The sequence below is a fragment of the Bacillus sp. CCNWLW194 genome, from assembly GCF_037120585.1.
Classification (GTDB): Bacteria; Bacillota; Bacilli; order Bacillales; family Bacillaceae_G; genus Bacillus_A; species Bacillus_A basilensis.
Map to the genome: position 1 here is coordinate 426,542 of NZ_JBBBBL010000003.1, position 19,949 is coordinate 446,490.

Consider the following 19,949-nt stretch of genomic DNA (forward strand, 5'->3'; position numbering starts at 1 on the left):
GAAACTACAATTCACTTTGAATAACTAGCAGTTAACTTCGCCTCGATAATATATCTATCTGGTGCATCTCCTATATAATCAAATGGATAGCAAGTCGTCAGCGTTAATATCGGTTCTTCTTTTTTTATAATAACAGTCCGATCATCCGCATGGGTAATCCATGTCTTTTGAATTTCATATGTGTACGTTTTATTATCATACTCTAAAACAAGAGTGTCTTTTTCTTTTAACTCTCCTAACTCTGTAAATACAGTATCCCGGTGCCCACTTAGTACAGTATGTCCCCCTCCAGATGGCGTTGTCGTTAAATCACTAACGAACATTCCAACCCCTTTCTTCAACGTTGCATCATCTGCTCCCCAATATATAGAAAACTTCTTTTTTATTTTCGGTATATTTAACATTGCTACCTTTTCTCCTTCTTTATGCTCTGTTTGAGAAGAAGGTACTTGAGAAGTTACGGGTGTTTCATGTGAAAGTTGATCATGTTTTATATTGTTAAGGCTCTTTATTTCTTCTGTCGTTAATTCTTGCGCAGAGCTTTTTCCTTTATACCATTCCATAGCATAATATGATCCCATAAATAGTCCTATAGCCATCAATATAATTCCAATATAATTGAGTACCTTCATATTTCATCCCTCCATGCCAAAAATGGTAGGAATAACCTACCATTTTTAATATATGAAATTATCCCATTCTTTATAGGGCAATATTTTATTTACGCCTTAACTTTATTACGGCGATTCAAACCAAATAACGTCCCTATCCCTACAAGGCACGCGCTTAGTGCCATCATTGCTACATTATTAGATGCTGTATTTGGTAATTTTTCACCTTGTACAACTGGCGTTGCTACTTCTTTTTTTACTGCATCATTTTTTTGTTGTACTTGCGCTGCTTCTTTTTTTGCCATATCATTTTTTAACTGTTCTTGTGCTATTCTCTTTTTCTCTTCTTCACTCTTTTGCTGTATCTTAATTGCTTCTTCTTTTTTTGCTTTATCTTGCTGCACTTGCGCTGCATCTTCCTTTGTTACTGTTCCAGTATCCGCACTTGCTACTGAAGAATATCCTACTGTTAAAAGTGCCATTGCACAGATCGGTAATAGTTTCTTTTTCATTTTATTTCTCTCCTTTTATACGTTTTACATCACTTCGCATCGGATGTATCACTAGAATAAACAAGAGATATAAATATAAGATGCAGATGAAATATATTTCATTTAAAGATTTCATTGTAAAAAAATAAAAAAACATCGCAATATATACGATGTTTTTTCAGGTGTGTGTCTCAATATTTACATGTTACTTTCGCGTGATTTCGAAGTAGAATGGGCCGGAGCGATAACTAATTGTCTCGGCTCAGTTTTCTTTAAGTGATTTTTGACGTTACACTTACGACGTTGAACAACCCACGCTTTAATAGGGTTTGTCAAAATAATCTTTTGCTCTTCGTTAGGGGTCTCTTCTTCAAACCTACAACTTTCGCTCCATTTATTCCATTTCATTGTAAATTTAGAAGAAGAATGATCATCTTCTCGATCAAACAAGTGCAAAAAATCCATTTCGCCAGCTAGCATTACGGTGTTGCTAGTTGCTAAAAAAGAAAAGGTCGTCCAACGTTTCTCCATGCCCTCCTACTCCTTTTTCACATATAGAGTGCCTAAAACTTAATTTACCTAAAATATGCTTGCCTTTTACCTTACACCCATAGTTTATCCAAAACACTACTATGCAACTATCGATTTGCCTTACAACTACCTTACATTTTTGTAAGAAATAAAAAAACCTTCACTCTCTATACGTGAAGGTTTCTCATTTTTCATCTATATGATCTTTCATATGATCGACTCCAACTTCTTGCAGCTGTGACATCATACCATGGGAGATTGCGCCTAATACTAAAGTCATTCCAATTAGTGAAATCCGAATCGCTGGTACATCAATTATGTAGGCCAAACTACCAAGAACAATTGTTAAAAGTAATGCTTTTATAAATGTTGCACTTGTATACTCTTTCTTTCTCATCATAATCACCCTTCATGGAAGCGTTTTCTTAATGTAATCAGTATATCATATCATCTGACTATTTTGTGGGGATTTCTGTAAAAAACTTATATCTTCTTTGACTTTTTCCTTCCTATCCTTTACAGTCGAAATGTTCACAAGTTTTACACTGTAGGAGGACTCCAATGAATATTGAAATAAAAGACACTTTAATTTCTGAAGAACAATTACAAGAAAAAGTAAAAGAATTAGCGCTTCGAATCGAGCGTGACTTTGAAGGAGAAGAAATCGTAGTCATCGCTGTACTAAAAGGATCTTTCGTATTCGCTGCTGATTTAATTCGTCACATTAAAAACGAGGTAACAATCGACTTTATTTCTGCATCTAGCTACGGAAATCAAACAGAAACAACTGGAAAAGTTAAACTATTAAAAGATATCGACGTAAACATTACTGGAAAAAACGTAATTGTCGTAGAAGACATTATCGATTCTGGTTTAACACTTCACTTCTTAAAAGATCACTTCTTTATGCATAAACCAAAGGCACTCAAATTCTGTACGTTACTTGATAAACCTGAACGTCGTAAAGTTGACTTAAAAGCTGAATATGTTGGCTTCCAAATTCCAGACGAATTTATCGTTGGCTACGGCATTGATTGCGCAGAAAAATATCGTAACTTACCATTTATCGCTTCAGTTGTAACGAAATAATCGTATAACTTAAAAAATCGATAGTACATAAAATTTATATCGGCGATTTTTTAAATATATCGACTTACCGACAATAACTGACAATCTTAGCACCCTATTAATAGGAAGAAGCTGTTCTGAAATACATCAGAACAGCTCCTTCTTTCCATTACAAAAAACAGGGAGAGATGAAATATGACAAAGACAAAATTTGAAAAAGTACTCCTCATCGTAAATCCAAAAGCTGGACAAGGCGACTTACATACAAATTTAACGAAAATCGTACCACCTCTTGCCGCAGCTTTTCCTGACTTACACATCCTTCATACGAAAAAGCAAGGTGATGCAACAAAATATTGCCAAGAGTTTGCTAGTAAAGTAGATTTAATTATCGTCTTTGGTGGTGACGGAACAGTATTTGAATGCACAAACGGCTTAGCACCTCTTGAAACTAGACCTACACTTGCAATCATTCCAGGCGGAACTTGCAATGACTTCTCTCGTACACTCGGCGTTCCGCAAAACATTGCAGAAGCAGCAAAACTTATCACAAAGGAACACGTAAAACCAGTTGACGTCGCAAAAGCAAATGGACAACACTTCTTAAACTTCTGGGGCATTGGACTTGTCTCTGAAGTATCAAATAATATTGATGCAGAAGAAAAAGCAAAGCTTGGAAAAATCGGCTACTACTTAAGTACAATTCGGACTGTAAAAAATGCTGAAACATTCCCGGTAAAAATTACGTACGACGGACAAGTATATGAAGACGAAGCTGTTCTTGTTATGGTTGGCAACGGTGAATATCTTGGTGGTATCCCTTCCTTTATTCCGAATGTAAAATGTGATGACGGAACACTTGATATTTTCGTAGTCAAATCAACAGGTATTCAAGCATTTAAAGATTATATCGGAAAGAAACTATTTGAAGACTCAAATGAAAATGACATCTTCCACGTAAAAGCGAAATCCATTCATATTGAAACAGAGGAAGAAAAAGAAGTAGATACAGATGGAGAAAGTTCCCTTCACACACCTTGTCAAATTGAATTGTTGCAAGGGCACTTTACGATGATTTATAATCCTGCGGTTGTGTAATACAAAAAGACGAGCTAAAATGTTAGCTCGTCTTTTTTCTTAGAAAGGTTTTAGTCTACTCTTTCGTTGTTAATATGAGTTTTCGTAATCAAACTCCACCCAATTTTTCCAGTGCGTATTAGCATTCTTATTTACAATTTCACTAGAGTATACCATAGACATACTTACCTTTCATTTTCTAATAATAGTACTAAAAAATAGTAGAATGGCTGGTTTGCATGCCCTAGTTATTTTTAGGTACAATGAAGGAAAGAAGCACCTTAATATAAGGAGAGGACAACCTTTGTGCAACCAACAGTTAGTTAATTTACGCATTGATCTTGCATTTAAACAATTGTTTGGTACGAATGGTAGTGAAGATATTCTCATTGCCTTTTTAAACGCGATGTTACAAGAGTCTTTAGCGTCACCTATTGCTTCTCTACAAATAGAAGATCCACATTTACACAGGGAACATGAAGAAGATAAGTTATCTATTTTAGATATTTCAGCTACATTAGACACAGGAACAAAAGTCAATGTAGAAATACAACTCAATAATAATCACGATATGATTAAACGCAGCTTATATTATTGGGGAAGATTATACACATCTCAACTACAAAAAGGGATGCCCTACAGCGCACTTCATAAAACCATCACCATAAATTTATTAAACTTCGTAATGTTTTCCGAACAAAAATCCTTCCATACAACGAGCATATTATGGAATACTCAACAACAAAAACTATTAATTGATGACATAGAAATTCACATTGTAGAAATTCCAAATCTAACAATGCAGTGGCATGAAGAAAAGGTCAATCCATGGAAAGATCCATTTGCTAGATGGCTCTTATTACTTACCGCAAATGAGGATGAACACTTAACTAAAACATTGGAGGATATTGCTATGAACCGAGATCCTATTTTACAAAAGGCATTACATAAATGGGAACGTATGAGTCAAGATTCCTCTTTTCGTCAAGCTTATGACGCAAGAGAAAAGGTTTTAATGGATGAAGCAGCAAAATTTGCCCATGCAGAGACAGAAGGAATAAAAAGAGGAATGGAACAAGGGATTAAAAAAGGGCTTGAACAAGGCATTGAACAAGGCATTGAAAAAGGGCGAAAAGAAGGAGTTCAACAGGGGAAAATTCAAATGATTAAAAGTATGTATAATCTTGGTATACCGCTTGAAACAATTGCTAAGGCAAGTAAATTGAGTGTACATGATGTTGAACGAATTTTAGAAAATAAATAATGATAAAAAGGCGAAAGAGAACATAATTTTCACTATGTTCTCTTATGCTCTTTTTTATTTACTAACAATCCCAAAATAAGCACGAACCGTCAACAAATAATAACCAATATAAATAACGCTATACACGCCGATGCTAATTAATAACGGAACTGCAATTTCATACGGAAGTACTGTCGCTAATCCTGTTAGCGCAAATAAAGTGTGTAATATACCTACTACTAAAGGAATGAAGAAAATAAATCTCATTTGTTTTGCGATTGCTTTTTTCATTTCTTTTTTCGTGACACCGAGTTTTCGAAGAACGATGTAACGCTCACGATCTGCATGTGCTTCTGTTAATTGTTTGAAGTAAATGATAGACCCTGTTGCGAGTAAAAATACAAGTCCTAAGAACATACCACTAAACATCATTAACCCTGTTTTTTCAATACCATCACGGAATATCGTGTAAAAATCACCAAACTGTCTTTTTCCTTCTGCATCTTCTTCTGGTATTAATTTCTGTAGTTTTTCTGTTAACAGTTTACTATTTCGATCATCTTTCACATCAATATTTTTCACAGTATGAGAACCAATTGTCTTCTTCGCTTGCTCATACGCTTCATCCGGAACGACAACTACAAGTTCATATAAGTTTGTAATATTTCGTCCTTTTACATCTTTCATTTGTACTGGTGCTACTCCTCCAATGGGGAATATAACTTTTCCATTTTTATATACACCACTATCCCCATTTCTTTCACTATACATGCCATCAAATGCATACGCTTCATTCTTCTTTAAATTTATAGTTTCCTCATTTGCATATGTTGCGATTGTATTAAATGATGACTGTGCAATAAGTTCTGTTGTTCTTGATTGTAATGAAGTTCCATCACCGTATTCTCCTACTACGTTTACCGTCTCTAGTTCATATTGATGAATGACTTCATTCTTTCCTTCTTTTAAAATCTCATTCACTTTACGATCTAGTTCCATATCTTTCTTTTCGTATGAATAACTAACTGGATGATATTTCTTCGCCTGCATATATGTGTTGTAATACATCGTAACAGAAGTTCCAACCGCCGTTAACGTTACTGCACTTAATACTGCAATTGTTGCTAAAGATTTTGCATTTCCTTTAATGCGGTATAGTAATTGAGATGTCGTCACCATTTTCATTCCGTTATAAAATGAAGATTTTTTATTTCGCACTCTTTTTAATGCAAAAACAGTAAAGAACTTAAATAATAAATATGTTCCAAGTACTGTCGCTAATAAAATATAAAGTGCAAGTGGCATAAAGTTATCACTGTTTGAATTTTTAATAGCCGTTACTGACAAGAAATAACCTGATCCAATTAATAATAAAGAAATGATAGCCATTATTTTAGAATCTTTCGGCATGATTTCGCCTTCGTTATCTGCACGGAATAACTCGATTAACTTAAATTGATAAATAACGCGGTATCCTTTAAATGATGTGTATAAAATGATGAGACAAAAAATAAATGCTGTATCTATAACCGCTCCAATTGGCACTTCAAAATGAACATTTACATGTAGCTCTAACATATTTAAAAGTAGCTTTAGGAATCCTTTTGAAAGTAAACTACCAATTACAATTCCGATTACTAACGATAATAAACCCATTAACATGTTTTCATAAAAAAGCATTTTACCTATTTCTTTTTTTCGAATACCAAGTAAAGAATAAAGACCCATTTCTTTCTTACGCTTTCGTGTAAAGAAACCATTCGAATATATAATAAATATCGCAACGAAAATAATGAGCATTACACTCGCAAGCTGGAATCCTCGTCCGATGTTATCTCCAGCTTCACTTATTTGTGAATTGTATTGCAACGCCTTAAAGGTAAAATAAATGACGATGCTAAAAATCATAGAAGCAAAGTATATAAAGTAATCTTTAAAATTTCGTTTTATATTACGAAGGGCGATGCTAGATAAGCTCATTTGTCGCACCTCCAGATATGGAAGACATCACATCAATAATTTGCTGGAAGAACTGTTTTCGTGTCATCCCTTTACGATGTAATTCTTTATATAACTTTCCATCTTTAATAAATACAACGCGTTTACAATAACTTGCTGCAAACGCATCATGCGTTACCATTAAAATCGTTACAAGATCTTTTTCATTTAATGTCTTCATACTTTCTAATAAATCCGTCGCTGACTTTGAATCAAGCGCACCAGTTGGCTCATCTCCAAAAATCATACTTGGATTTGTTACAATCGCTCTTGATGCTGCGCAGCGTTGTTTTTGTCCACCTGACGCTTCATACGGATACTGATTTAAAATATGATCTATACCAAACTTCTTTGCAATTTCCTCTACGCGAGATTCTACTTCTTTCGCCTTCACTTTTGATAAAGCGAGCGGCAATGCAATATTTTCTCTTACTGTTAACGTATCTAATAAATTATAATCTTGAAAAATGAACCCTAAATGATTTCGGCGAAATAATGCCAATTCATCATCATTCATCTTCACAATATCCTTTCCATCAATTAAAATCTCACCTTTTGAAGCTGTATCAATAGTAGAAAGAACATTCAAAAGCGTCGTCTTACCAGAACCAGACGGTCCCATAATACCGACAAACTCTCCTTCTTTCACCTGCAGATGAATATCTTTCAACGCTTCAAACGTATTCCCGCCTGTATTATATATTTTCGAAATCCCTTTCGCTTCTAACATTGTTTTCATCTATCTGTACCTCCTGTTATTATTCTTGATGTTCTTTTTAAGCAACAGAATTCAGTATAGATACATTTTCTTAACAAATAGTGCTAGGGTTTCTTAATATTTTCTTAAAAAGAAATGCAATAATCATAAAAAAGTCTGCAGTTGTTACACTGCAGACTTTCAAATGTTTAATAGATTGATTAAGCTAAATATGCTTGTTGTAATGCCTCTAAGCCATCTTTATAAATTCCATGGAATAGATGAATTGCCTCTTCATCAGTAACCTCTACAGGAGTGAAGCTACCAGACCATTCAACTAATGATGTGTTAGCATCTTTACCTTCTTTAACACGAATTGTAGATAAATAATTCGTCACAGGGAACGGTGCTTGCATAATTGAATATGTGTAGTAGCGCTCTTTCTCATTAAATGCTTCTAAACGCTCTACAATCTCATCGCCATCAGGATTAGCTAAATGACGTACACGTCCGCCTTCCGTTACTTTACTGCTAGGAATATACGGTAACCAATCTGGAAGTGCATCAAAGCCTCCAATTAATTGCCATACTTGTTCAGGTGAAGCTGGAATTTCAATAGATGTAATAGTATTTGCCATCTTCATTACTCTCCTTTTTATTTAACGTTAATTGGTAGTGGTGCATTAGCTGCAACTAATTTTTGTTCACGCATTTCTTCCCAGAACGCTGCCGGAATTACTGTTTTCAATGCAGCTTGGTCTTCTGCAATTCTTTCCGGTTTACTTGCACCAGGAATAACAGCTGCAACCGCTGGGTTAGCCAGTGAAAACTGTAAAGCAGCAGCTTTAATACTGATTCCATGACGATCTGCAAGGTTTTTAATTTTATTAACTTTTGCAATGATTTCTGGTGACGCTTTTTGGTATTCGAAGTGAGCACCTCCAGCAAGAACGCCTGAGCTATATGGTCCACCAACAACAATGTCCATATTGTTGTTTACAGCAGCAGGCATTACGCGTTCTAGCGCACGCTCGTGGTCTAATAATGAATAGCGACCAGCTAGTAAAGAAACATTTGGTTTTGCTTCTTCTAAGTCCAGCATAAGTTCAATTGATTCTACTTTATTTACTCCAAGGCCCCAGCCTTTAATTACACCTTCATCACGTAATTGAGTAAGTGCACGGAATGCTCCTGTTCGAGCAATTTCAAATTGTGAAATCCACTCATCTCCATAAAAATCTTGTGCTACATCATGAATATAAACAAAATCTAGACGATCTGTTTTTAAACGTTTTAAACTATCTTCAATAGAACGAAGAGTTGCATCCGCACTGTAGTCGTTGATAATTTTATTTTTACGACCAAATTCGAAAAGTCCGCCTTTTTCACCTAAATCACGTGTAGATGGATCTTCCAATTCATCTGAAATAATTCGACCTACTTTTGTACTTAAGAAGTACTCATCACGATTTCTTTTCGATAGTGCTTCACCAAGACGAATCTCTGCTAAACCAGATCCATAAAGTGGAGCTGTATCAAAGTAACGAACACCATTATCCCAAGCAGCATCTACTGTTGCGATTGCTTCTTCTTCCGGAATATTACGGTACATATTACCTAGTGGTGCTGTACCAAAACCAAGTGTACCTTTTAATAAATCTTTCATTTAAAATCTCCTCCTAAAATCTATTTAAAAATGGTTAATGGATATCAATTAATGTGAAAAGGACTGACCTAAAGGATTCGGGTAGGCAAAGCCGTATGCACTTCAAAGCACGATAGTTATTAAAAATAACGTAGATGCTTTTTAGTTCCACACTACTCATTTCCCTCTCACGTATGTAATTATGTCTTATCTACAACGCAATAAAAAGTACGCACTTTAAAGTGTTATAGATACTAATAAGTAACAATTTTATGTTTCAACGTCTGTAGCTTCAAAATAAAATAATTAAAAATGATTTTATAAAAAAATCCCCTATTCTTGCGGAGGTAACTTTAGAAATTATCAGTGGAACATAGAAAGTTGTTATTATTTCTTCATAAAAAAAGACCACAACGAATCGAAATATATTCGTTGTGGTCTTTTACCTTATTTAAAATATTAAATTACATTTCGAACAAAAAGGAGCAGAATTCCCTTTTCTAATTTTCGCATCACATTTTGGACAATATACGTATCGCTCTTCTATCTTTTGTCGTTCTATCATATGTAAAGATACTACCCTCATACTACACATAATCCCAATTAATATAAGACTAACAATGAGTAGCATACCTCTCACTCCTCCCTTTAAATTTTACCATAAAATAACAAACCCGATTCTCTCATTAAGAATCGGGTTTATACTTACAATCCTAACTTTGCCTTCGCACCGTCAGGAATTTTATCTATCGTTACTTGCACTTTATCATGTAAAATCTTTCCCCTTGTAAGCACATGCCAGTACGAACCTTTTTGTAATTCACCTACTCCATCAATCGTTACTTCTTTTTCTTTCCCATCCTTATCGTAAGCTTTCACCGTATATTCACGGCCTTTATTTCCGCCTAACTCTTTTCCATCATTATCAATAATTGCGTAATGATTCTCTATATCAAGAAATGGGTTCATCTGATCTAATAGCTTACTCCCATTTAATAAATATGCCGCTCCTGCGACGATAACAATCATTGCTCCAAAAATAAATCTTTTCATCTATATTCCGCCTTTCATTATGTTTTTATTTATGACATTTCTAAGTATAGGACGCATTTCTTAATAAAAACTCATATGGTTTCTTAACTTTTTCTTAATGTAGAGAACATGTGAGATCACATCTAGGTACATGAAATTATATCGACGATTTTTCAAATATATCGAACACAAATCGAAATATATCAACGATTTTTTCAATATATCGACGTTTCGACAAGGAATATCGACTTACCGACAAAAACTGACAGTAGAACCGCACAACAAAAGAGGCTGTCCAAAATGTATTTTGGAACAGCCTCCGCTACTTACTCACTACTACACTTCTTTTTACGTAAAACAAACTGCCAATTAAAACGACAACTACGCCAAAATACACGCCATACTCTATCGCAACTGCTACAATCCTTTCAATATGTTGTCCAAATAAAGAACCGAGCACGAAATAAATGAGTGTCCAAACAAACCCTGTCGTATAGGAATACAAAGCATATATCCGAAATGACATGTTATTCATCCCAACTAAATATGGCACGATATGTCTTACAACTGGTATGAAGTAACTTGTGACTAACGCGTAATGGCCATACTTCTCTACCATTTGTTGCGATTTCAAAAGATATTTCGCCTTTTTCTTTTTCATTAGCTTATCAAGTACTTTCGTACCAAATATTTTCCCTAATATATAACCTAAAGATAGCCCTGATACAACACCTAAATACGTTAATACAAATGCAGGAATGACACTTAATATCCCTAGTGAAGATACAAAGCCACCACTCATCACAATCATTTCGTCTGGAATTGGCATACCGATAATCCCTAACCATAAACAGAAAAATAACGCCCAATAACCGTATTGTTCAATATAAGATAATAATTCTTGCAATTCCATTATGCATATGCTCTCCTTAGCTCTTTTTTACAGCTAAAGACGTACGCTGGTGGGAAATTGAGCCACACTTTTTCTAGTGTAATTTCAGGGAAGAAAAGCTGTATAAATCCTTTTTTCACAAGTGAATATTGAAATGTAATGAATTCCCCATTCTCATGTATCGCTTCCATTACATTGTTTAAAATGCCCTTTGAAACTTCTTCTGGCAAAGAAGTAAAAGGCAATCCTGATAAGACGTAATCAACGCATTTTATATGGAACTCTTCCATATACTTCTTTATATTTTCAGCTGAACCGTGTACAACAATGACGTTCTGCTCATCTTTAAACTTTCTCTTTAACTCTTTGCAAAACACTTCATTAATTTCAATAAGAAGAAATATTATTTCCTTCTTCTTTCTCTTCATAATTTCTTTCGTAAAGACTCCTGTACCAGGCCCTAACTCTACAATGCATTTTGCTTTATTAAAATCAATTACATCTACCATTTTCTTTGCTAATATTTTTGAACTTGGCGCAATTGCACCAGTATGTTTCGGATGTTTAATAAATTCATGTAAGAATGTTATGAGTTGCATGTAAACCTCTCCCCATTCGTTCGATAGTTTTTAACTTGTTTCTAAGTATAACTATCGTTTCTTAATAAAAATTGAGGAGATTTCTTAAGATTTTATGAAGAATGTATCATTCATTCTTATACATGAAATCTTTCGTATTACATAAATAAATACCTCTTTTATATTTATTCATTTGATATAATGAATAAATATAAAAAGGAATTTCATGGAAGGTACCATCTCTATGTCTATTTTCATACAACATATGCAGAATTTAATTTGTAAATCACCTTTCATTATTATCCAATATATGTAATCCTTTTTGCGTGAGAAAAAAATTCAAATAACAAGAAATTTATATCTTATAGAAAAAATGTAGATTTAAGTATTAATATTTCAAAACGATTGAAAAGGAGAAGATAATGAATAATTCCATCGACCTACAGCACTTATGCGATCTTGTACATAGCACTTTTCATGTACCTGTTCAATTTCTATCTACTGATAGAAAAATTGTGTATGAATCTACTTCTCATACGATTGGTAGTCCTTTTTATTCTTCTAAAGAAGAACATCTGAATGAACTTTATCAAGAAAACGCTCCTTGTAATTTTCCAATTTTCAAAGGGAATAAATATCTTGAGAATTTCATTAGCATCCATATAACAGATCATGAACATATAAAAGGAACGATTATAATCGGCCCTACTGCCTATCCAAAAGTATCAGATGAAATGGCTATTAAACTTATGAAATATTTCAACTGTCATAATAAAATGCAGCAAGGAGTAGAGTACTATCAATTTCTACCTGAGATTAAAAAAAGTACGCTAATTGATATAAGTATTTGGTTACATTACGTCATTTTCAATGAAAAATTAAATCGCGATATTGTTTGGGAAAAAAATAAATTGCTCGAAGATGTTTCTTATAAAATCGTAAATCCTGATCTATATATTTCAAAACGTCGCCGGCATGATCCGCAAAATTATGACATATCATTGGAACGTAAATTTTTTTCAGCCATTAAAGAAGGCAATAAAGAAAAAGTCATACAATATGCGTATTCCTTCCCACAAGAAGATGCGGCAATTTCATCCAAAGGAGATCAACTTAGAAACCAAAAAAATAACGGTATTATCGCAATTACACTAGCTGTTCGATATGCGATAGATGGTAATCTTCCATCAGACATTGCTTTTTCACTTGGTACTTTATATATCCAAACGATTGAAAAGCTAGATAACATGTATTCCGTAAATAGATTAATTGAAGATGCATTATGTACTTTTGCAGAACGGGTGAAAGAATATAGTGATCAAGCATATTCTAATTCCATTACTACATGCCTAAATCATATTCACAAACATATTTACGATGAAATAACTCTCAATGACCTTGCTAACCTTTTACATATTTCCCCTACTTATTTATCAAAGTTATTTAAAAAAGAAGTGGGAATTCCTTTAAGTGAATACATCCAGAGGGAACGCGTAGAAGAAGCAAAAAAATTATTAACATTAACGACTTATCCACTATCAGATATTTGTGCCTGGCTTAATTTTAATGACCAAAGTTATTTCACAAGAGTCTTCAAAAAAATTACTAGTATGACTCCTAGACAATATCGTGAAAATCATACCGTTATATAAAAACGCTTTCTTAAATGAAGGTGAAATAGTTGTCATACTAGCTCACCTTCCTCAAGCCGATTTATTGTCCTTCATCCACACTTATCTTAATAAAGTTTTAATCCTCTTCAAAAAAGTACAAGAATGACAAATAAATTACTATAAATAAGTTAATGAATTTGATAATTTTTTAGTACTAAGCAAATTCGGCTCCAAATCATCCATCATTGTTTCGTTCTATACATAAGTTGCTTACGCAATTATAAGTAACGACTACTTCCATAGTGATTAACCTTTCTATATAGAAAATATATTGTTAGGAGAATAGAAAGCATGAGTAGTACAAATATATCAAAATCGCCTCAAATGACTATTACGTCTAAACAATCTGCTGACATAAAAGAATCGCGAAAAGTATCGCCATACGATGATAGAGAAAGAATTGAAGACACTTTATTACGCTCATTCATTTCAGAAAAAGAAATATTGCTAACTTATTATAAAGATGGTTATTTCCCTACAAGTTATATGACTGTAATTGAATTAAACCCTTTGAAACGTTCTTTAATATGCATAGGTGCCTTTGACCGCAAACATACTTTTAGTTTAATCGATATAATCGATGCGCGTTAATTATTTCTATAAAACAAAAATAGCCATTCACCTCATAAAAATTAGGTAAATGGCTATTTTATTTTCTCACAGCTTCACTTATTATTTCGCACTTACAATCTTATAATAAGAACGAACTGTTAAGAAGTAATATCCAATATAAATGACGCCGTATACTCCAATACTAATTAGAAGCGGAATCATAATTTCAAATGGTAATATATTTGCTAAACCTTTTAGTGCAAATAAGCTGTGCAGAATTCCGATTACTAACGGAATAGCGAAGATAAAGCTCACTTGTTTTGCGATAGCCTTCTTCATCTCTTGCTTCGTTACACCAACTTTATGAAGGACAACGTAACGATCACGGTCAGCACTTGCTTCTGTAAGCTGCTTAAAGTAAATGATTGAGCCTGTCGCTAATAGGAAGACTAATCCTAAAAATAGTCCAATGAACATCATTAAGCCTGTCGTTTCAAGCCCCATTTGGAATCCTGTATAGAAATCATTAAATGGTTTTAAAACTTCTGATTCACCAGCTGGCATAACGCTTGCTAATTTCGCTGTTAACTCTTTACTATTCCGCTCACCTTTTACATCAATATTTTTTACAATACGCGTTTCGTTTACTTGTTTCGCTTGCTCATATGTTTGATCCGGAACGATTACAAATAGTTCATTTAAGTTTGTAACACTTCTACTATTTACACCTTTAATTGTTAACTCTTTTGATTCATTTCCAACAGGGAATACAGCTGTATTTCCTGTGTAAAGAGGACCAAAATCAAGATTTTCAATATATAAGCTATCATATACAAAAGCTTCACTCGCACTTAAATTTACAGGTTCTACATCTAAATGTTTCGCAAGTGCATTAAAGTTTGATTGAGAAATAAGCTCGTACTGCTTCGTAATATTGTAGTGCGTGTTCAGAACTTGATCCGCTCTTTCACCTTTAAATGTTCCTTTCACAGGAATCATTTCAACATCTGCTTCATATGTCACTGGATGATTATTCTTCTCTCCAGCAAGTATTTCATTTACTTTTTTATCTAATGCTTCATCTTTTTTCTCATAAGAATAACTATATGGTGCAGCCACTTTTGATTGCGTGAATGTATTGTAATACATCGTAACTGACGTACCAACCGCCGTTAATGTTACTGCACTTAAAATAGCAATTGTCGCAAGTGACTTTGCATTTCCTTTAATGCGATATAGTAACTGTGATGTCGTTACCATATTCATACCGTTATAAAACGCTGACTTATTATTTCTTGCACGTTTCAATACAAATACTGTGAAGAACATGAACAATAAATAAGTTCCTGCTACTGTCGCTAATAAAATGTATAATGCGACGACCATAAAGTCTGCATACATAACTGCTTTCATGTACATTAACGCTAAGAAATAACCTGAACCGATTAAGAAAACTGAAATTAATGCCATAATGACAGAGCCTTTTGGCATTGCTTCTCCTTCACGTTCTGCGCGGAAAAGTTCAATTAACTTAAAGCGATAAATTAAACGATATCCTTGAAGTGATGTATATAAAATAATCACAAAGAAAATAATTGCTGTATCAATAACGGCAGCCATCGGTACTTCAAAATGAACATTTAAGTTTAATCCCATCATGCTTACTAGCAGTTCAAGGAATAATTTTGAAAGGACACTACCAATCGCAATCCCGATAATTAAAGACATTAATCCCATTAACATATTTTCATAAAAGAGCATTTTACCAATCTGTTTTTTACGAATACCTAATAAGGAATATAGTCCAACTTCTTTTTTACGTTTTCTTGTAAAGAATCCGTTCGAATATATAATAAACACCGCTACGAATATAATTAGCATGACACTAGAAACTTGGAACGCTCCACTAATTTTTTTAGAAGCTTCCGCTGCTTTTTCCATTTGTGAATTATATTGCAGTGCTTTAAATGTAAAGTAAATAACGATACTAAAAATCATAGATGCAAAATATACAAAGTAGTCTTTAAAATTCCGCTGTATGTTGCGGAGGGCAATGCTAGATAAGGTCATCAGCCATACCTCCGGAAATAGCAGACATTACGTCAACGACTTGTTGGAAGAATTGTTTACGCGTTAATTCACCGCGGTGCAATTCTTTATATAACTCACCATCTTTAATGAAAATAACTCGTTTACAGTAACTTGCCGCAAATGCATCGTGCGTTACCATTAAAATTGTAGAGTTATCATATTCATTTAGCGACTTCATACTTTCAAGTAAATCTGTTGCTGATTTAGAATCAAGTGCTCCAGTCGGCTCATCCCCGAAAATCATACTTGGATTTGTAACAATCGCACGTGATGCTGCACAGCGCTGTTTCTGCCCACCAGATACTTGATATGGGAACTGACTTAAAATATGATCAATACCAAATTTCTTTGAGATTTCAAGAACGCGGCGATCGATTTCATTTGCTTTCACCTTTGATAACGCAAGAGGTAACGCAATATTCTCTTTCACCGTTAACGTATCTAATAAGTTATAATCTTGGAAAATGAACCCTAAATGATCGCGGCGGAATAACGCTAACTTATCATCATTCATTTTCACGATATCTTTTCCATCAATTAAAATCTCACCGTTCGTCGCATTATCAATTGTAGAAAGAACGTTTAGTAAAGTCGTCTTACCCGAGCCAGAAGGTCCCATAATTCCAACGAACTCACCTTCTTTTACTTGTAAGTTAATACCTTTTAACGCTGCAAATTTATTACCACCCGTGTCATACACTTTTTCAATATTTTTTGCTTCTAACACTGTTTTCATCTCGACATCCCTCATTTCATCTATTCTCTATTTTCACTATATACATTCTCTACTCTTGCCACTATCGATGTTTCTTACACAAACATGACAGTTATGTAAGCCCGGTGAGCAAAGAAATCAAAATTTAACCTAATGAATCAAAGTACTTTGTTACTATAACATTGGGATATCATGCCATCCATTCATTCTCCTTACAGGAACATTACAATTTTGTAAGGTAAAAAATGCACCCTACAAAGTTGTGCATGAAATGTCGGATGGGGCTATTTTTTTCCTGCTATTCTATTTAACAAGGAGGTCATGGTTATGGATTCACTTAAAAACATGAACGCTGCAATGCAGTATATTGAAGACAACCTTACACATGAAATTGATTTTAAAGAAGTCGCAAAAATAGCTTATTGCTCCGAATATCATTTCAAAAGAATGTTTTCTTTCCTAGCTGGCATATCACTATCAGAATATATTCGCTGTAGACGTCTTACTCTCGCTGCTTTTGAACTAAAAAATAGCGATACAAAAGTGATTGATGTCGCTATAAAATATGGCTACAATTCACCAGATTCATTCTCTCGTGCCTTTCAAAATTTGCAAGGGATAACACCTTCAGAGGCCCGAAGTAGTAGTCATTCTTTAAAAGCCTATTCACCAATGACCTTCCAATTATCCATTCAAGGAGGAAATGAAATGAACTATCGAATTGAAGAAAAAGACTCATTTCAAATTATAGGTATTACCAAACGAGTACCAATCGTTTTTAACGGTGTAAATGAAGAAATTGCTTCTATGTGGAAAAGTTTAAATCCAGAGGCTATTCAAACATTAAAGTCCCTTTCAAACATGGAACCTACTGGAATCATTAGTGCTTCTACTAACTTTTCTGAAGGAAGAATGGAGGAAAAAGGCGAACTCGATCACTACATTGGAGTAGCCACAACGAAAGATTGCCCAGAGCAATTCGCGCAACTTGAAGTCGCAACTTCAACGTGGGCTATATTTGAAGCTGTCGGTCCATTTCCTGAAACATTACAAAATGTATGGGGACGCATTTATTCCGAATGGTTCCCTTCCTCGAACTATGAACTAGCAGAAGGACCAGAAATATTGTGGAATGAACAGAAAGATATATCTTCTTCAAACTTTAAAAGTGAAATTTGGATACCAGTTTTGAAGAAGTTATAAAAAAAAAGCTACTTTTCCATGAAAGGAAAAGCAGCTTTTTTACATTTTTAGTTCTTTTTTATAAACAACATAGGAATATCCCATCGTACCAACAACCAATACAGCAACTACACTTAACAAACTAATCATTTTCCACATTCCCGGTAGAAACGCCGAAATCATAATTACAATACCGCCAATCATCATAATCTTTGATCCTAACCGATGTGTTTTTCTCCACACTTCCTCACTACTTAACGTCCACGGTGTTTTAATACCTATGAAGAAATTTGGTTTACATTGCTGCATATAATTGCCTAGTACAACAAAGAAGATACCGACAATTATGTTCACAACAATTCCAATTGGAACGTTATATCCTAAAGCATTTGCTAGTGTCATCATATTAATAGTAAATAAGAAAAATAAAATTGCTCCATTTATCCTTCCAAGTGCTTTAGGAAATTTTTTATAGTTATCGTACTTCGGATCTATCTTAGGTAATACAGTCACTACTGCATATATAAAAACCATAATTGCTACATCAAAAATCATCATTCCCATTTTTGACATATGCCCATCTACTTCGCCATCAATGTTCCAATGACTCGGAACTTCTCCCGGTAAATAAGGCCACGCGATACTCCATGCAATAATCGTTAAAGCAATTAACAGTAACGGAAATATATGCTTTCTCATTTCCCCTCTTCCCCCTTATTCGTAAACGTAAACACCCAAGTCAATAAATCTTGAAAGACAGTTGTGTTTAAAGAGTACATAACGAATTGACCTTTCTTTTCATCTTGAATAAGTTCAGCATTTTTAAGTGCGTTTAAGTGGTGTGAAATACTTGATTTTGTCATATTGAAATGTTCAGCGATCTCACCAGCGGTTAGATCACCTTCTTTTAATAAGTCTAAAATTTTTCGCCTTGTTGGATCTGCTAATGCTTTGAATGCTTGATTCAATGTCTTTCTTCCTTTCTATAATTAGACATTTAGATATTTATCTAAACGTTAAACCAATTACCATTATTTGTAAATTTTATCCAGCGCCCTTTTTACTTTTTACGCTTTTGCCCTATACTGTTTATTAGCTTATCTTTCAACATAATGAAAAGACTTGAAACACATGATACACTATATCTACAATTGTTTTTTTAGGAGGAATATACATATGTACAAAATTTTAATCGTTGAAGACGATCCAAATATTTCATCATTACTACAATCTCACATTCAAAAGTACGGTTACGACGCTGTTGTTACTGAAAACTTTGATGATATTATGGAATCGTTTAATGCAGTGAAACCACATCTTGTTTTACTTGATGTAAACTTACCGAAATTCGATGGATTCTACTGGTGCCGTCAAATTCGTCATGAATCTACTTGTCCAATTATTTTCATTTCAGCGCGTGCAGGTGAGATGGAACAAATTATGGCGATTGAAAGCGGTGCAGATGATTATATTACAAAACCGTTCCACTACGACGTTGTAATGGCGAAAATTAAAGGTCAATTACGTCGTATTTACGGTGATTATGCCCCAAATATTTCTGAACGTATCGTTGAAGTAGAAGGTTTAAAACTATTCCCAGAACGTCCAGAAATTCATTTTGGATCTGAGCAAGTTCTTTTAACGAAGAAAGAAGCTATTTTAGCAGAAATGTTATTATCTAAATTCCCTCGTACGGCGAGCCGTGAAGATTTACTAGCTGCTCTATGGGATGACGAGAGCTTCGTTGAAGAAAACACATTAAACGTAAACATTACGCGTCTTCGTAAAAAGTTCAATGAGCTTGGTATTGAAAATGCTATTGAAACAGTGCGCGGACTTGGGTATCGTTTTAACGCAACTTGGAGTGAATAAG

Annotated in this window: 23 protein-coding genes and 1 pseudogene; 7 read left to right on the plus strand and 17 right to left on the minus strand. The window is 34.1% G+C overall.

From position 1 onward, the window contains the following. Positions 1–11 precede the first annotated feature (11 nt). From V7S50_RS08770 to V7S50_RS08785, 4 genes are all read right to left on the minus strand, one after another. Positions 12–632 carry a class D sortase gene (locus tag V7S50_RS08770; protein WP_242252357.1) on the minus strand — a complete coding sequence of 207 codons (621 nt, stop codon included), beginning with the start codon at positions 630–632 and terminating at the stop codon, positions 12–14. 89 nt (positions 633–721) lie between these two features. Then, positions 722–1,123: an LPXTG cell wall anchor domain-containing protein gene (locus tag V7S50_RS08775; RefSeq protein ID WP_242252356.1), complete on the minus strand. Its 402-nt coding sequence runs from the start codon at positions 1,121–1,123 to the stop codon at positions 722–724. A 177-nt stretch (positions 1,124–1,300) separates the two neighbouring features. Next, positions 1,301–1,633, minus strand: a complete 333-nt coding sequence (locus V7S50_RS08780) for a hypothetical protein (protein WP_063224330.1) — start codon at positions 1,631–1,633, stop codon at positions 1,301–1,303. Positions 1,634–1,817: 184 nt separating this feature from the next. Beyond that, positions 1,818–2,033: a hypothetical protein gene (locus V7S50_RS08785; protein WP_242252355.1), complete on the minus strand. Its 216-nt coding sequence runs from the start codon at positions 2,031–2,033 to the stop codon at positions 1,818–1,820. A 161-nt stretch (positions 2,034–2,194) separates the two neighbouring features. Between V7S50_RS08785 and hpt the strand changes: the two genes are divergently transcribed. Together hpt and V7S50_RS08795 are read left to right on the plus strand one after the other, a co-directional pair. Next, positions 2,195–2,722 carry a hypoxanthine phosphoribosyltransferase gene (gene hpt / locus V7S50_RS08790; RefSeq protein WP_242252354.1) on the plus strand — a complete coding sequence of 176 codons (528 nt, stop codon included), beginning with the start codon at positions 2,195–2,197 and terminating at the stop codon, positions 2,720–2,722. Positions 2,723–2,896: 174 nt separating this feature from the next. Further along, positions 2,897–3,799: a diacylglycerol/lipid kinase family protein gene (locus V7S50_RS08795; protein WP_000167907.1), complete on the plus strand. Its 903-nt coding sequence runs from the start codon at positions 2,897–2,899 to the stop codon at positions 3,797–3,799. A gap of 69 nt (positions 3,800–3,868) precedes the next feature. Here V7S50_RS08795 and V7S50_RS34040 read toward each other — a convergent pair. Next, positions 3,869–3,943, minus strand: a pseudogene (locus tag V7S50_RS34040) (DUF7003 family protein); the annotation flags it as partial. A gap of 139 nt (positions 3,944–4,082) precedes the next feature. On the opposite strand from V7S50_RS34040, the gene V7S50_RS08800 reads away from it, so the two are divergent. After that, positions 4,083–5,042, plus strand: a complete 960-nt coding sequence (locus V7S50_RS08800; protein WP_242252353.1) for an Rpn family recombination-promoting nuclease/putative transposase — start codon at positions 4,083–4,085, stop codon at positions 5,040–5,042. Positions 5,043–5,096: 54 nt separating this feature from the next. On the opposite strand, the gene V7S50_RS08805 is transcribed toward V7S50_RS08800, so the two are convergent. From V7S50_RS08805 to V7S50_RS08840, 8 genes are all read right to left on the minus strand, one after another. Then, positions 5,097–7,001: an ABC transporter permease gene (locus V7S50_RS08805; RefSeq protein ID WP_242252351.1), complete on the minus strand. Its 1,905-nt coding sequence runs from the start codon at positions 6,999–7,001 to the stop codon at positions 5,097–5,099. Then, positions 6,988–7,758 carry an ABC transporter ATP-binding protein gene (locus V7S50_RS08810; protein WP_242252349.1) on the minus strand — a complete coding sequence of 257 codons (771 nt, stop codon included), beginning with the start codon at positions 7,756–7,758 and terminating at the stop codon, positions 6,988–6,990. The genes V7S50_RS08805 and V7S50_RS08810 overlap by 14 nt, the downstream gene beginning before the upstream one ends. Positions 7,759–7,937: 179 nt before the next feature. Then, positions 7,938–8,354: an SRPBCC family protein gene (locus V7S50_RS08815; RefSeq protein ID WP_242252348.1), complete on the minus strand. Its 417-nt coding sequence runs from the start codon at positions 8,352–8,354 to the stop codon at positions 7,938–7,940. Between the two features lie 17 nt (positions 8,355–8,371). Further along, entirely contained in the window at positions 8,372–9,382 is a 1,011-nt protein-coding gene (locus V7S50_RS08820; RefSeq protein WP_242252346.1) for an aldo/keto reductase, read from the minus strand. 430 nt (positions 9,383–9,812) lie between these two features. Beyond that, entirely contained in the window at positions 9,813–9,992 is a 180-nt protein-coding gene (locus V7S50_RS08825; RefSeq protein WP_029440251.1) for a hypothetical protein, read from the minus strand. A 74-nt stretch (positions 9,993–10,066) separates the two neighbouring features. Next, the gene (locus V7S50_RS08830; protein ID WP_242252344.1) at positions 10,067–10,414 is read right to left on the minus strand and encodes a YxeA family protein; all 348 of its coding nucleotides are present in this window, start codon (positions 10,412–10,414) and stop codon (positions 10,067–10,069) included. 301 nt (positions 10,415–10,715) lie between these two features. Continuing rightward, positions 10,716–11,306, minus strand: a complete 591-nt coding sequence (locus V7S50_RS08835; protein WP_242252343.1) for a DedA family protein — start codon at positions 11,304–11,306, stop codon at positions 10,716–10,718. Further along, positions 11,306–11,884 carry a class I SAM-dependent methyltransferase gene (locus V7S50_RS08840; protein ID WP_242252342.1) on the minus strand — a complete coding sequence of 193 codons (579 nt, stop codon included), beginning with the start codon at positions 11,882–11,884 and terminating at the stop codon, positions 11,306–11,308. Before V7S50_RS08840 ends, V7S50_RS08835 begins: the two co-directional genes overlap by 1 nt. A gap of 401 nt (positions 11,885–12,285) precedes the next feature. Here V7S50_RS08840 and V7S50_RS08845 point away from each other — a divergent pair, with 401 nt between their 5' ends. After that, a complete protein-coding gene (locus V7S50_RS08845; RefSeq protein ID WP_063224337.1) occupies positions 12,286–13,515 on the plus strand; it encodes a helix-turn-helix domain-containing protein in 1,230 nt (409 codons plus the stop codon). A 312-nt stretch (positions 13,516–13,827) separates the two neighbouring features. Next, the gene (locus V7S50_RS08850) at positions 13,828–14,127 is read left to right on the plus strand and encodes a YolD-like family protein (protein WP_242252341.1); all 300 of its coding nucleotides are present in this window, start codon (positions 13,828–13,830) and stop codon (positions 14,125–14,127) included. A gap of 81 nt (positions 14,128–14,208) precedes the next feature. On the opposite strand, the gene V7S50_RS08855 is transcribed toward V7S50_RS08850, so the two are convergent. Then, positions 14,209–16,158 (minus strand): ABC transporter permease, encoded by a 1,950-nt coding sequence (locus tag V7S50_RS08855; protein WP_242252340.1) that lies wholly within the window; start codon positions 16,156–16,158, stop codon positions 14,209–14,211. Beyond that, positions 16,145–16,915: an ABC transporter ATP-binding protein gene (locus tag V7S50_RS08860; protein ID WP_242252339.1), complete on the minus strand. Its 771-nt coding sequence runs from the start codon at positions 16,913–16,915 to the stop codon at positions 16,145–16,147. The genes V7S50_RS08855 and V7S50_RS08860 overlap by 14 nt, the downstream gene beginning before the upstream one ends. A gap of 306 nt (positions 16,916–17,221) precedes the next feature. On the opposite strand from V7S50_RS08860, the gene V7S50_RS08865 reads away from it, so the two are divergent. After that, positions 17,222–18,097: an AraC family transcriptional regulator gene (locus V7S50_RS08865; protein ID WP_242252338.1), complete on the plus strand. Its 876-nt coding sequence runs from the start codon at positions 17,222–17,224 to the stop codon at positions 18,095–18,097. A gap of 39 nt (positions 18,098–18,136) precedes the next feature. Here V7S50_RS08865 and V7S50_RS08870 read toward each other — a convergent pair whose 3' ends face one another. Then, on the minus strand, positions 18,137–18,775 hold the full coding sequence (locus tag V7S50_RS08870; protein WP_242252337.1) for an SdpI family protein: 639 nt from the start codon (positions 18,773–18,775) through the stop codon (positions 18,137–18,139). Further along, on the minus strand, positions 18,772–19,044 hold the full coding sequence (locus tag V7S50_RS08875; RefSeq protein ID WP_242252336.1) for an autorepressor SdpR family transcription factor: 273 nt from the start codon (positions 19,042–19,044) through the stop codon (positions 18,772–18,774). The genes V7S50_RS08870 and V7S50_RS08875 overlap by 4 nt, the downstream gene beginning before the upstream one ends. A 208-nt stretch (positions 19,045–19,252) precedes the next feature. Here V7S50_RS08875 and V7S50_RS08880 point away from each other — a divergent pair, with 208 nt between their 5' ends. Continuing rightward, complete coding sequence (locus V7S50_RS08880; RefSeq protein ID WP_000276732.1) at positions 19,253–19,948, plus strand: response regulator transcription factor; 696 nt, start codon at positions 19,253–19,255, stop codon at positions 19,946–19,948. Position 19,949: the final 1 nt, after the last annotated feature.